This window comes from Ottowia sp. oral taxon 894, from assembly GCF_001262075.1.
Taxonomy (GTDB): domain Bacteria; phylum Pseudomonadota; class Gammaproteobacteria; order Burkholderiales; family Burkholderiaceae_C; genus Ottowia; species Ottowia massiliensis.
The window spans coordinates 1,017,158-1,030,232 of sequence record NZ_CP012073.1; the positions used below are offsets into that span (position 1 = coordinate 1,017,158).

A 13,075-nucleotide genomic window follows, 5' to 3' on the forward strand; every position below is an offset into this window, starting at 1 on the left:
GAGCTGTCATGAAACCTTTCATCCCACACCCGCACGCCTTGGCTGCCGCCTCGGCGCTGGCCCTGGCCGCGCTGTGCACCAGCGCCGCCGCGCAAACATCCGCTTCCAGCGCGCCCAAGAAAGACAAGGCAGACCCCGCGCTGCCAGCCGTGCTCGTCACGGACAAGCAGGAGACCATCGCCGGCCAGGTCAGCGTGGACACGCGCGCTCCCGCCGTGGCCCCGCGCATGACCGATGGCGCTTCGCTGCTCAAGGAAATTCCCAACATGAGCGTGGTGCGCAAGGGCCAGCAGGCGGGCGATCCGGTCTTTCGCGGCCTGGGCGGCTCGCGCCTAGCCATCACCGCCAATGACCAGTTCCTCTACGGCGGCTGCGGCATCCGCATGGATACGCCCACTTCCTACATCAACCCGCAGGCGTATGACGAACTCGTCGTCACCAAAGGCCCGCAAACCGTGCTCAAAGGCCCCGGCCTGGTGGCTGGCGCGGTGGAATTCGTGCGCCACCCGCGCGTGTACGACAAATTCAGCACCGAGTTCGACGGCGCCCTGTCGCTGGGCAGCTTTGGCTATGTAGACGCTTTTGGCGACTTCGCTGCAGGCAACCCCCTCGTTTCCCTGCGCGCCATCGCCACGCGGGGCAGAAGCGACGACTACAAAGACGGCGACGGCAACGAAGTGCGCTCCTGGTACACGCGCAAGAGCGGCTCGCTCAACCTGGCCGTCACGCCCACCCGCCATTTGCGCTTTGAACTCTTTGCAGACGCCAACCGCAGCAAGGCCAAATTCGCCAGCCTGCAACTGGACTCGGGCAAAACCGACCGCAACTCCTACGGCGCCAAAGCCGAAATCAGCGACATCAACCCCCTGCTGCAAAAGCTCAGTTTCGAAACCGGCTACAGCCACCAGGACATCATCATGGGCCGCCAGTTCCGGGGCCTGCTGGCGGGCGGCAATCCGGACCGCATCACCCGCAACGCCAAGGCCAGCGCCGAACTCGCCTGGGGCGCCAACCGCACCACGACCGGCCTGGACTGGTACGCCGACGAGCACCGCGCCCGCCGCGCCTACACCAACCTGGCCCGCAGCCGCAGCGAAACCTCCAGCAACATCGGCGTCTTCCTTGAAAACCGCATGAACCTGGGCGAAGACCGCGCCTGGGTCGCCGGCCTGCGCCGCGACCGCACCCGCGCCACCACCTACCCCGGCTTCTGGTACGGGCCAAACGCCAAACAGCGCAAAAACCGCTACAACCTCACGGCCGCCTTCACCCGCTTTGAATTCGGCCCGCGCCCCTGGCATCACTACGTGGGCCTGGGCTACACCCAGCGCGCCCCCGACTTCTGGGAACGCAACCGCAACCGCGACATCAAGCCCGAGAAAAGCCTCCAGCTTGATGTGGGCACCCGCTATACCGAAGGCAACTTGCGCCTGAGCGGCTCGGCCTTCATCAACCGCATCAACGACTACATCCTCATCTACAAGAACAACCCGCGCCTCAACGACCTGGCGGCCAATTCCTTTGCACGCAACATCAGCGCCATGCGCTACGGCTTTGAAGCCAGCGCCGACTACGCGCTGCCCGCCAACTTCAAAGTGGGCGGCGACCTGGCCTGGACCTGGGGCCGCAACCAGACCGACCACCGCCCCCTGGGGCAAATCCCCCCGCTGGAGCTGCGCCTGCGCGCCGGCTACGAAACCCAGCAGGCATCGCTCATCGGCGTGATGCGCGCCGCCGCACGGCAAAACCGCGTCAGCGTGGGCGACGGCAACGTCAATGGCGTGGACATCGCTCCCACCCCCGGCTTTGCCGTCTTTGGCGTGCACGGCCACTGGCGTTTCAACCAGCACGCCCGGCTGAACTTCGGCATCGACAACATCTTTGACCGCACCTACGCCGAGCACCTCACCAAAGCCGTGCAAACGCCCGAGTTCTACAACGGCCTGGGCCTGAACCCCAACGCCGGCTCCACCACCCGCATCAACGAACCCGGCCGCTCCTTCTGGGTGCGGCTGGACATCAAGTTCTGAACCCGCAGGCGGCGAAAAATCAAGGGGCAGAATTTGCTCCTTGATTCATAGCAAACTTTCCCGTAAATGCTGCGACAAGGCCCGTTTGAAGGGCCTTTTTTCTGCTCCTCTTTCTGTAGATTCTCTGCAATCAGTCTCTCATCACCGGCAATCCTGAATCTGGCGCCGGCCAGCCTGCCTGGAAATGGTGTGCAATGCTTTATGGTGCGAAACGGACAAGGCCGAACTTGGACGATGCCCTGGATTTTTGTTCACACGACAGAGAAAATACCGGAGAAGCCCATTTTTTTGATGACGAAAAGGCCATAGCAGAAAGCACCAATATTGCCTCCAATATCAACCAGAAAATAATCCGTGCAGCGGTTGAAAATAGCCGCCAACCGTGAAGGCCAGAGCTTTACGATTATGGGCAGGACTTGGCGGGCAATATCAACGGAGCGAAGAAAACAGGACGGACAGATGACAACCAGAAGATGCATGGTCATGGCTTTCTGCCTTATGGGGTTGCATGGCTGTGACATGACGAATATGGAAACCAATCCTGGAAGCGCCGAAATAAAAGCGGCAAAAACCGGCGATGGAAAGGTTCGAAATGAGCTTACCCCCATCGCCGCGCGTTTTCCCATGCTGAAAAACGCAAAATCCATCCAATGGACAAGCGGGGTAATGGGAGATCCGGCCATGCCGGGGCCATCCCTTTACTGGATAGATGCAGTGATCCGGCCAGACGCTGGATTGCTTGAAAAAATCGGCCAACTGGAAGGCCTTGCCCATGCACAGCCGCCGGGTGATACGCACCCGGCCATCCAGCGCCTGATCCCTGAAGGGCGCTATCAGACATCGCCGGAGCTTGACGGACTTTTCACACATGGAACATGGCTGTGCAAAGCCTATTTCGAGACGTCACAAAACCTTGTGCTGCTGCTTGCCAAGGGGCCATAGCAGAGCAAAAGCAGAGCCAGTGTGCAGAGCAAGAATCGAAACCATGAAACGGACTGACTTGGGCTGATCCTCCTGAGCAAGCGCACGCGTTGGATGCCGTGCTGATTGCCGCGCCGGGTTCGGCCAAGAACAATCGCTCCGCAAACCATGCGGCGGCTGGCGAGTACAGCGGGCCGCCCCACCGCATCATCCACGCCCATGCCCACTCCACCTCCCGCCACACTGGCCCAGGCCCTGGCCCAAGCCGCCGCCAGCGGCCTGCCGCGCCTGGAAGCGCACATGCTGCTGCTGCACGCGCTGGGCCGCCCCGCGCACGAGCGCGCCTGGCTGCTGGCGCACGACAGTGACGCGCTGCCCGCAGAGCAGGCCCGCCGCTTCGCCAGCCTGTGCCAGCGCCGCGCGGCGGGCGAGCCAGTGGCCTACCTCACGGGCCGCAAAGCGTTCTACGGGCTTGAGCTGCAAGTGGACGCACGCGTTCTCGACCCGCGTGACGACACCGAAACGCTGGTGGACTGGGCGCTTTCGCTCCTGCCAGCCCAAGCCCCTTCCCGCCCCTTGCGCGCGCTGGACCTGGGCACGGGCAGCGGCGCCATCGCCCTGGCCCTGGCCAGCCAGCGCCCGCAAGCCGACATCTGGGCCAGCGACGCCAGCGCTGACGCTTTGGCCGTGGCCGCCGCCAACGCCCAGCGCCTGGCCCTGCGCCTGAACCTGCGGCAAGGCGACTGGCTGCGCGCCGTGGCCGACGCGCCCGCGTTTGACCTCATCGTCAGCAACCCCCCCTACATCGCCGAGGGCGACGCCCACCTGCCCGCGCTGGCGCACGAGCCGCGCCTGGCCCTGACCAGCGGCGCGGATGGGCTGGACGCCATCCGCGCCATCATCCACGCCATCGCCCGCGCCGCGCCCGCGCGCGCCCATCTGCGCCCCGGCGGCTGGCTGCTGCTGGAGCACGGCCACAACCAGGCCCCCGCCGTGCGCGCGCTGCTGGCCGCCGCAGGCTTTGCCCGCGTGCAATCGCGCCGCGACCTGGCAGGCATCGAGCGATGCAGCGGCGGGCAATGGCCAGGCAACAAGCCGTCATGAGCGCGAAACGCAGCGGGCGGCTGATTGCCGCCAGGCGCGGGCCGGACGGCTCAAACAAGTCTTTCAGCTGAGCAAAGCCTGCCCGGCTGCCTCAAAAACAGGAGCAAATTCAAGCAGTCAGAATACCTGCTCTGCGCTTATTTCACTAGGACAGTGCGCTATGAATAAAAGAGCTATAGAAGCCTCTCCTCGCCGCTTATTCAATGCAGCACCTCTCACTGCCTGCTCTTTCTCTTTCCACGGCCCCAAACTGCAGGAAATGCGGCACAGCGGCAACCCGTGTTCGCACTCTTTGCGCCAAGGCTTGGGGCGATGATGGGATATGGGACGGAATTCCAGAAACGGCAGCAACCGCAAAAACCGCGTCAGACCCCGGCTTCGGAAAGCGATGCGCGCAGCGGTTTGCTGTTGCAGCGCCCATCCCGCAAAAGCGCAGTCTCGGGCGTTCGTGGGCGTTGCAATCCTTGAAAGGCCCATTTCGGTCGGCGCCATGCCTGAAAACTGAAAATCCGGAATAGCCGCGCCGAAAATCTGCCATTCATCCGTCGTTATTTATCCGCCGCTATTTATCCGCCGCTTTCGGGCTGCCGCTCACGCGGCCCCATTGGCTTGATGTTTATCAATCCGGCTGCGAGGCAATTCTTTACAATTGCGTCAAAAAGCTGCCAGCCGAGCGGCCGTCCACGATGAAAACCGCGTCAGGCCCCTGCGTTTCATGGGGCCGTTTTTTCATTGGTGGATTTCTGATGCGTTCCCTCCATTCTCCTTTCTGGCGTTTTTCCGCCCTAGCCTGCGGCATTTTTCTTTTGTTGGGCCAGGCTGCTGCGCAGCAGGCGCAGCGGGCGCAGGAAAAAGACAAAGAAAAAGTCCCGAACCTGCCTGAAGTCACCGTCACGGGCACCAGCATGGCGACGGATTTGCAGACTTATCCCGGTTCCGTTTCCGTCGTGACGCCGCAGCAATTAAGCACGTCCAGCACAGTAATCAGCGTTCTGCGCAATATGCCGGGCGTTTCCGTTGGCAATGACATGGGGCGTGGTCTGGGTGAATCTTTTTATATTCGCGGCTTTGGCTACCAGTCGGAAAGCCGCATCATCATCATGCAAGACGGCGTGCGGCGCTCGCTGAGCATGTATTCCAACCATATTTCCTCTTTCCGCTCCGATCCTGATTTGCTCAAGCGCGTGGAAGTGGTTAAAGGCGCTTCGTCCATTCAATATGGCGGCGGCGCGATTGGCGGCGTGGTGGACATGGGCATGAAAACCGCCGAAGATTTTGTGCAGGAAGGCAAGGACAGGGGTTTTGCCGCCAAGTTGCGTTATGAGCACAACAATTACCGCGAGGGCTATTTGGCCGGAGCTTTCGCGCCCAAGGACCAGCCTTTTGAATTCATGGCCTATGGCAAGAAAGGCAGGCGCGGCGATCAGGAAATGTCGCGTGTTTGGGGCCATATCAACGGTCAGCCCGCCCGCAAGGTGCCCACGGACGAAGACACAACGGTGGCCTATCTGCAAGGCGGCTTCAAAATCACGCCGGAGCAGAAAATTTCGCTTTCCTATTTTGATTACGGAATGGATGTAGAAACCGTCTGGCAAAACCTGTATCACACCAGTCCGAACAGCACGACTGGCCCGGTGATCGGGAAGCTCAAACAGCAGGACTGGATAGCGAAATACACATTCAAGCCCGCCGCCAACCCGTGGATTGATTTGACAGCTACGGCCTTTCATTCCAGGGGCAGCTATGACCGGCATTTCACCATCACCCCCAGCCGCTACAAAAATGAAGACCAGCGTCATGGATTTCGCTTCAAGAACATCTCCCATTTCGAGACCGGCCGCGTCGGGCATCGCCTGCTGCTGGGCGTGGATTATGAAAAACGCAATGAGAATGCCCTTTTCGTGCGCAATGGCGTGACGGATGAGTTCGGTTCCATGCCCAATACTTATATTGATTCGGGCATCTACGGGCATCTTGAATCTTCATTCATGAATGGCGGCTTGACCTTGCAAGTGGGCGGGCGTTATGACCGCTATGAACGCAAGGTAGACAAATACGACTATTCGGCCAAGAAATCACATTTTTCTCCGCGCGTGGGTCTGAGCGTGCGCGTGGCTGATGGACTGTATTTGCTGGGCAACTGGTCTGAAGCTTTTCGCGCGCCTACGCCGCATGAAACGCACTCGGCCGGGGCCATTAATCCGCATCATTACCTTATTCCCAACACCGGACTGAAGCCGGAAACCGCGCGCGAAACCGAAATCGGTTTTTCATGGACGAAAAATGGCCTTTGGGCGGCAAATGATTCGCTGGAAACCAAGCTGATGCTGTTCAGCGGCCGCGTCAAGAACCTGATTTCGCTGGAACTCGTGCGCCCGAATGAAAAGCCGCCGGAAAGCGAGTCGTATGCCATGTATCTGAATACAGACAGCGTCAAGCGACACGGCCTTGAATGGACAGGCACATATCAACAAGCCTGGGGCAATGTGGGGCTGGGCTATTCGCGCATCCGCCAGACCGACCGCGCCACGGGGCGCAACGTGCCTGGCACTTTCGCTGACAAGCTCAACCTGCACGGCCACTGGCAGGCGGCGCCGGGCCTGCTGCTGGGCCTGAATGTGAACCATTGGTTCAAGCCCAAGCAGAACCCGGAATCCTTCGTGTCGCAAGGCCGGCGCTACTGGTATGTGCGCAAGGCGTTCACCGTTGTCGATCTGGATGCGCGCTGGCAGCCGCGCCCCTGGGCAAGCGGCCCCTTCGGGCGCGACATGGAAGTGACGTTCGGCATCAAGAACGTGTTTGATGCTTCCTACATGAACGCCTTTGTTGCTGAAACATCCCAGCGCGTGGGCAAGGGCCGCAATATCTATGTGGGCTTGAGCACCCGCTTCTGACGCGCAGCCCGGCTGCTTTGCAGGCCGTCCGGCGCTCCCTATTCAGGCTGCCGGGCGGCCTGTTTCTGCTTCTATAAAAAGAGCAGCCTTTCAAGACTCTGTCAGGACATCAGCTGATTTGAGCGCCTTGAATCCGCTCCTGTTTCAGAAGCAATCTGCGCCCATTTACACGCTGGCGATATGCTGCGCGCCTTTTGCCGCCTGGCCCTTGCCCATGATGATTGCCCTGAACCAGCTGCCCCCCGGCGCGTGGCGCCACGTGCGGGGCGTGCTGACCGATATTGACGACACGCTGACGACCGATGGCGCCATCACGCCCGATGCGCTGGCTGCGCTTGAGGCGCTGCGTGCGGCGGGGCTGCCGGTCATCGCCATCACGGGCCGCCCGGCGGGCTGGAGCGAGCCGTTCGCGCGCACGTGGCCGCTGAGCGCCATCGTGGCGGAAAACGGCGCGGTGGCGCTGGCGCGGCAGGGCGGCGCACTGCGCAAGTGGTATTTCGAGCCGGATGCCGCGCGCCGCCAGGCCAACTATGCGCGCCTGCAAGCGGTGGCCGCGCGCGTGCTGCGCGAAGTGCCGCTGGCGCGGCTGGCGCAAGACAGCGCGGGGCGCGAGACGGACATTGCCATTGACCACGGCGAGTTCACGCATCTGCCGCCCGCCGCCATTGAGCAGGCCGCCGCGCTGATGCGGGCCGAGGGGCTGACGGCCACGGTCAGCAGCATTCACATCAATGGCTGGATTGGCGGGCATGACAAGCTGGCCGGGGCGCACTGGATCGTGCAGCTGCTGCTGGGCCGCCGCCTGGCGGATGAAATGGCGCACTGGGTGTACGTGGGCGATTCCACGAACGACCAGCGCATGTTCCAGCACTTTCCCAACAGCGTGGGCGTGGCCAACGTGGCGCGCTTTGCGCCGCACATGGAGCACTTGCCGCGCTACGTGGCGCAGGGCGAGCGCGGCGCGGGCTTCGCGCAGGCGGCGCAGGCGGTGCTGCAAGGGCGCGGCTGACCATGCCGGAGGCGGCGGGCAGGCTCCATGCGCATGCAAGATGCCCAGATGCACGCGCAAGAGCGGGCCGCCCGGCTCTTTTCATGTGCGCTGACACGGTTTTATGTGCTGTAAAACCATTTGTCACACAAGGTACACTTGGCCGCTTGCGACCAGGAATTGATTGCGGATTGCCATGAAGGCGGGCAATCCATTGTTGAACGTTACAGGCCATGACTCATCGCTCCACGGTTCTCATCGTCACCCCCGAGCAGACGCGCTCGGTGGAAGTCAATACGCGCCTGCTGCTGTCCATGCGTCCGCTGCTGATGGGGCTGGGCGCCGTCATCGTGGCCTTGCTGGGCGCGCTGGCCGCCATCGGCTGGGGCTACTGGGGCCAGCGGCAGGCGCAAAGCGAGCGCCATCAGCAGGCGCAGGTTGAACATCAGCAGTTGCTGGAAGAACGCGCCCGCGAAATCGAGGCGCTGCGCCAGCAGCTGGAGCAGGCGCGGGACACCCAGTCCGCCGAAATGGCCGCCAAGGCCGCCGAGGTGGACGCCAAGCTGGCCGAGCTGAAAAAGTCCGAGCACATGCTGGCCGAACTGCGCGAATACCTGAAAGCGCGCGGCGTGAACGTCAAGCCCGTCTCCGTCGAGCCGCCCAGGGGCAAGCCCAACAAGGCGGCGGGCGGCCCCGTTTCAAGCCGCGAAGTGCGCCAGGCCCCTGGCCGCCAGGCGGCGGTGGAAGACGCGGGCGACTTGCTGCAAGTGCTGCAATCCGTGCCGCTGGGCATGCCGCACAACGGCCCCATCAGCTCGCGTTTCGGCAACCGCTCCAACCCTTTCACGGGAAAAGGCAGCGAATTCCACGGCGGGCTGGACCTGAAGGGCAGCACGGGCCAGCCCATCCGCGTCACGGCCAAAGGCAAGGTCCACTTCGCGGGCGTGCAGTCCGGCTACGGCAATGTCGTGATGGTGGACCATGCGCACGGCTACAGCACGGTTTATGCCCACCTTTCCAAAATCGGCGTGAAAGCCGGGCAGCACGTGGAAGCGGGCAGCGTCATCGGCCAGCTGGGTTCCACAGGCCGCTCCACCGGCCCGCACCTGCATTACGAGGTGCAGAGCAAGGGCCAGCGCATTGACCCGGAGCAGTTCCTCTCGCTCAACGCGCCCGTCAGAAAGCAGCTTGAAAAGCCCGCCTCCGAGGCCGTGCCCTGAAGCGGCGGCCCCGCCTTTTTCCAGCCGCTCATCCCAGTCTGTTTTTCCCGCCCTTTCCTTTTTTCTCCCAAGCAAGGCAGCAGCATCATGTTCGGTTCCGGCAAAGACAAAAACACCCCCGCGCCTTTCAGCGCCAGCAAGCAGATTGACACCGTGATTGCCGAGCAGTGCACGCTCGAAGGCGATCTCACGGCGCAAAACTCCATCAAGCTCGATGGCCGCATCCACGGCACGCTGCGCTGCGAGGGCAGCGCCGTCATTGGCGAGACGGGGCTGGTCAAAGGCGATGTCTATGCCTCCGATCTGCTGGTGCTGGGCCGGCTCGAAGGCAACGTTCACGCAGGCCGCCTGCATTTGCAGTCCACCGCGCAAATTCAGGGCAACATCGAAGCCGAAACCCTGCAAGTGGACCCGGGCGCGCGCTACCAGGGCAGCGTCACCATGCGCGTTCCCAACGCTGCCTCCACGCCCCTGCTGCCTGGCAGCGAGAGCGCCACGGCCAAGGCGTGAGCGGCCGCCGCATTCTTCGCCAGCGCCCTCCGGGGCGCTTTTTCATGCCCGCCGCCTGCCAAGCTGCCCGCAGGGGCCTCTCGCGCAAGACGGGCGCAAGGAATAAGAACCGGCTCGAAGCCTGCCCGTGAGTGCAAAAAGCGCGGCTCCGGGCGCTTTGCCGCGTTTCAGCCCCAAAGGTTTCAGCTCCGGCTCCGGCGGCCCGCTCTGGCGCGCCCGCGCGACAGGAAGGAGCCTGCCAGGCCATATCAAAACAGGAGCAAATTCAGGCCGCCAGAAATGCCGTCTTGCGCAGATTCCACTAGGACCTCATGCTATGAATAAAAGAGCGAAATAAGGCCGCACAGGCTGCAAGGCGCAGGCCGCCCGGAGCCGCGCTTTTTGCACTCACGGGCAGGCTTTGGGCCGGTTTTCAGGCCAGTGCCTGGCGCATGGCGGCGATGGTTTGGGCGTAGTCGCTCTGGCCGAAGATGGCGCTGCCGGCCACGAAGGTGTCGGCCCCGGCGTCGGCCACACGGCGGATGTTGGCGGGCTTGATGCCGCCATCGACTTGCAGGCGGATGTCGCGGCCTGATTGCTCGATGCGGCGGCGCGCCTGTTCGGTTTTGCGCAGGGCGCTGTCGATGAAGCTCTGGCCGCCAAAGCCGGGATTGACGCTCATGATGAGGATGAGGTCGATGTCGTCAATCAGCCAGTCGAGCACGTCCAGCGGGGTGGCGGGGTTGAAGGCCAGGCCGGGGCGGCAGCCTGCGGCGCGGATGGCCTGCACGCTGCGGTGCGGGTGGGCGCTGGCTTCGGGGTGGAAGCTGATGGTGGCCGCGCCCGCCCGGGCAAAGGCGGCGGCCAGCGCGTCCACGGGCTGCACCATCAGATGCACGTCGATGGGGGCGCTTTGGCCGTCTGGCAGGCGGGCGTGGGGGCGCAGGGCTTCGCAGATCATGGGGCCGAAGGTGAGATTGGGCACGTAGTGGTTGTCCATGACGTCGAAGTGAATCCAGTCGGCGCCGGCGGCCAGCACGTTGCGCACTTCTTCGCCCAGGCGGGCGAAGTCGGCGGAGAGGATGGAAGGGGCGATGAAGTGGCGGGGCGCGGTCATGCGAAGCAGGGCGGGTTGCGGAAGCGGCGGATGAGGCTGCGGGTGAAACCGTGGCCGAAAGGGCCAGTGAAAGGGGCGCATTGTCGCGCCGCTACCATCGTTGCCCATGGCAAAAAATGAATTGGCGGGGGGATGAATGGCCCGTTCGCAGCTTGAACTGGTGCGGCATCTGGAAGCGCTGGATGCCAGCGCGCCGCGCGTGGAGCGGCATTTGTGGTTGATTGGCCTGCTGGACTGGGTGCGCGGCAGCGCCGACTGGCAAAACCCCAGCGAAGACGAGGTGCAGGCCGTGCTCACGCGCGTGCGTTCGCTGCTGGACGCGGTGGCGGTGCGCCCGCACTGGCGGCAGCGCTGGCGGCGCTGGTGGGCGGTGTTCATCACCACCACGGATGAGACGCCGCTGCTGGCGGATTTGGGCTTTGCGCCGCGCGCGGCTTTCTTGAGCGAGCTGGCGCGCCGCCTGCGCAAGAAGCTGCTGCCGGTCACGCCCGATTCGACCAACCAGGCCGATCTGATTTACCTGCTGTTTCCGGGCGAGCTGGATGCGCGCTGGCTGCGCGCGCTGGACAAGGAAACGGCCCGCCGCATGGGCGAGCTGCTGTTTGACGAGGAGCCGCCTGGCCCCGGCAGCGCCGTGCAATACGACTACGCCGAGCGCGCGCTGCTGGACGCGCTCACCTACGCCGTCAGCCAGATCAGCGCCATTGGCCTGTCGCCCGGCATTCGCAGCCGCATGTCGATGGAGGCGCGCCAGGCGCGGCGCTTTCATGATTTGCCCGCAATGTTCGAGGCCCTGCGCACGGCCGTGCAGACGCAGGGGCGCTTGTCGCCCGGCGCGCAGCAGGCCATTGCGGCGTTTCGTGAGCATCTGGACGCCTGCCGCGCCAGCGCCAACACGGTGTACGCGCATTTGCAGGAGCACGGCATCTCGGTGAACATCGAGTTCCAGATTCAGCAAATGCGCCAGCGCATCTTGCGCGTCAAGGGTCTGCTGCTGTGCCTGGAGACGGCCGAGCCGGTGCTGGCGGCGGCGCAAATGCTCTCGCATCTGGTGCGCGTCAGCCGCGACACGCTCAGCGTGCGTGCGCTCATTCGCAGCAACACGCAGCTGCTGGCCGCCAAGGTGACCGAGCGCAATGCCGAAAGCGGCGAGCACTACATCACGCGCAACGGCAAGGAGTACCGCCAGATGCTGCGCGCCGCAGCGGGCGGCGGCGCGGTGATGGCGCTGGCCACCTGGGGCAAGCTGTTTCTGTACACGCTGGGGCTGTCGGCCTTCTGGGGCGGTCTGGCGGCGGGCATCAACTACTCGCTGGCTTTCGTGCTGGTGATGCTGCTGCACTGGACGATTGCCACCAAGCAGCCCGCGATGACGGCGCCAGCCCTGGCCGCCAAGCTGCGCAGCCTGAACGCGCCGGGCGCCATAGACGGCTTCGTGACCGAGGTGATGTTTCTGCTGCGCTCGCAATTTGCCGCCATCGCCGGCAATCTCGTCCTGGTGGTCCCGCTGGCCTGGCTGCTGGGCCTGGCATTCGCGGCCCTGGGCGACACCCGCATGATGACGGCCGGACACGCGCGCCACGTCATCGCCAACCACCATTTGTTTGGCCCCACGCCGCTTTTTGCCGCCATCACGGGCGTGCTGCTGTTTGCCTCCAGCGTGGTGGCCGGGTGGGTGGAAAACTGGTTTGTCTTTCACAAGCTCGATTCGGCCATTGCCTACAACCCGCGCAGCACGCGCTGGCTGGGCAAAGAACGCGCGCGGCGCTGGGGCAGCTACTGGCGCGAACACATCTCCGGCTATGCCGCCAATATCTCGCTGGGGCTGATGCTGGGGCTGGCGCCGCCCGTGCTCCAGTTCTTCGGCATCCACTTTGAAGTGCGGCACGTCACCCTCGTGGCGGGCCAGATGGCTGCCGCCGCGCATCGGCTCGGCCCGGCCGTGCTGCACGAGAGCGCTTTCTGGTGGGCCGTGGCCGGAGCGCTGCTCACAGGGCTGATGAACGTGGCGTTCAGCTTTCATTTCGCCTTTCGCCTGGCGCTGACGGCGCACAACATCTCCAACGTGGAGCGGCACCGCATCTACCGCGCCGTCTGGCGGCGCATGTGGCGCCACCCTCTGGGCTTCATCCTGCCGCGCAAGTCCGACGCGCGCCTGGTAGCCGAAATGGAAACAGCCGCCGCCGCTGACGGTGAAAACGCGGCCCCGGACAGCCCGGCTTCTCCCAAAGAGCCGCCAGCGCGGCAAGACTGAAAGCCGTGATTTGCGCGGCGCGCGGATTTGCGTTCAGCAGATGGGTTCCGTATCAATG

At 63.7% G+C, this 13,075-nt stretch carries 10 protein-coding genes; 8 read left to right on the plus strand and 2 right to left on the minus strand.

Annotated features, from left to right (window positions below; translation table 11 throughout):
- The first annotated feature begins 8 nt into the window (after positions 1-8).
- On the plus strand, positions 9-2,030 hold the full coding sequence (locus ADJ79_RS04310; RefSeq protein WP_050714942.1) for a TonB-dependent receptor domain-containing protein: 2,022 nt from the start codon (positions 9-11) through the stop codon (positions 2,028-2,030).
- Positions 2,031-2,281: 251 nt separating this feature from the next.
- Here ADJ79_RS04310 and ADJ79_RS04315 read toward each other — a convergent pair whose 3' ends face one another.
- Positions 2,282-2,515 (minus strand): hypothetical protein, encoded by a 234-nt coding sequence (locus tag ADJ79_RS04315; RefSeq protein WP_156304021.1) that lies wholly within the window; start codon positions 2,513-2,515, stop codon positions 2,282-2,284.
- 34 nt (positions 2,516-2,549) lie between these two features.
- Between ADJ79_RS04315 and ADJ79_RS14030 the strand changes: the two genes are divergently transcribed.
- The 6 genes from ADJ79_RS14030 (at position 2,550) to ADJ79_RS04340 (ending at position 9,667) form a co-directional block, all read left to right on the plus strand.
- Entirely contained in the window at positions 2,550-2,972 is a 423-nt protein-coding gene (locus ADJ79_RS14030; protein ID WP_156304022.1) for a hypothetical protein, read from the plus strand.
- A gap of 198 nt (positions 2,973-3,170) precedes the next feature.
- Positions 3,171-4,055, plus strand: coding sequence for a peptide chain release factor N(5)-glutamine methyltransferase (prmC, locus tag ADJ79_RS04320; protein ID WP_050714944.1), 885 nt, complete (start codon positions 3,171-3,173; stop codon positions 4,053-4,055).
- Positions 4,056-4,801: 746 nt separating this feature from the next.
- Complete coding sequence (locus tag ADJ79_RS04325) at positions 4,802-6,949, plus strand: TonB-dependent receptor domain-containing protein (protein WP_050714945.1); 2,148 nt, start codon at positions 4,802-4,804, stop codon at positions 6,947-6,949.
- A gap of 217 nt (positions 6,950-7,166) precedes the next feature.
- The gene (locus ADJ79_RS04330) at positions 7,167-7,958 is read left to right on the plus strand and encodes an HAD-IIB family hydrolase (RefSeq protein ID WP_050716397.1); all 792 of its coding nucleotides are present in this window, start codon (positions 7,167-7,169) and stop codon (positions 7,956-7,958) included.
- Positions 7,959-8,170: 212 nt separating this feature from the next.
- The gene (locus tag ADJ79_RS04335; protein ID WP_050714946.1) at positions 8,171-9,157 is read left to right on the plus strand and encodes a M23 family metallopeptidase; all 987 of its coding nucleotides are present in this window, start codon (positions 8,171-8,173) and stop codon (positions 9,155-9,157) included.
- Between the two features lie 87 nt (positions 9,158-9,244).
- Positions 9,245-9,667 carry a polymer-forming cytoskeletal protein gene (locus ADJ79_RS04340; RefSeq protein ID WP_050714947.1) on the plus strand — a complete coding sequence of 141 codons (423 nt, stop codon included), beginning with the start codon at positions 9,245-9,247 and terminating at the stop codon, positions 9,665-9,667.
- A gap of 412 nt (positions 9,668-10,079) precedes the next feature.
- Here the strand turns inward: ADJ79_RS04340 and rpe are convergent, their stop codons facing one another.
- Positions 10,080-10,763, minus strand: a complete 684-nt coding sequence (gene rpe / locus ADJ79_RS04345; protein WP_050716398.1) for a ribulose-phosphate 3-epimerase — start codon at positions 10,761-10,763, stop codon at positions 10,080-10,082.
- A 136-nt stretch (positions 10,764-10,899) separates the two neighbouring features.
- On the opposite strand from rpe, the gene ADJ79_RS04350 reads away from it, so the two are divergent.
- Entirely contained in the window at positions 10,900-13,017 is a 2,118-nt protein-coding gene (locus ADJ79_RS04350; protein ID WP_082202976.1) for a site-specific recombinase, read from the plus strand.
- The last annotated feature ends 58 nt before the right edge of the window (positions 13,018-13,075 follow it).

Coding starts and splice junctions, on each gene's coding strand:
- rpe (WP_050716398.1), bottom strand. CDS start 10,763: ATGACCGCGCCCCGCCACTTCATCGCCCCTTCCATCCTCTCCGCCGAC.
- ADJ79_RS04335 (WP_050714946.1), top strand. CDS start 8,171: ATGACTCATCGCTCCACGGTTCTCATCGTCACCCCCGAGCAGACGCGC.
- ADJ79_RS14030 (WP_156304022.1), top strand. CDS start 2,550: ATGACGAATATGGAAACCAATCCTGGAAGCGCCGAAATAAAAGCGGCA.
- ADJ79_RS04330 (WP_050716397.1), top strand. CDS start 7,167: ATGATTGCCCTGAACCAGCTGCCCCCCGGCGCGTGGCGCCACGTGCGG.
- prmC (WP_050714944.1), top strand. CDS start 3,171: ATGCCCACTCCACCTCCCGCCACACTGGCCCAGGCCCTGGCCCAAGCC.
- ADJ79_RS04325 (WP_050714945.1), top strand. CDS start 4,802: ATGCGTTCCCTCCATTCTCCTTTCTGGCGTTTTTCCGCCCTAGCCTGC.
- ADJ79_RS04350 (WP_082202976.1), top strand. CDS start 10,900: ATGGCCCGTTCGCAGCTTGAACTGGTGCGGCATCTGGAAGCGCTGGAT.
- ADJ79_RS04310 (WP_050714942.1), top strand. CDS start 9: ATGAAACCTTTCATCCCACACCCGCACGCCTTGGCTGCCGCCTCGGCG.
- ADJ79_RS04340 (WP_050714947.1), top strand. CDS start 9,245: ATGTTCGGTTCCGGCAAAGACAAAAACACCCCCGCGCCTTTCAGCGCC.
- ADJ79_RS04315 (WP_156304021.1), bottom strand. CDS start 2,515: ATGACCATGCATCTTCTGGTTGTCATCTGTCCGTCCTGTTTTCTTCGC.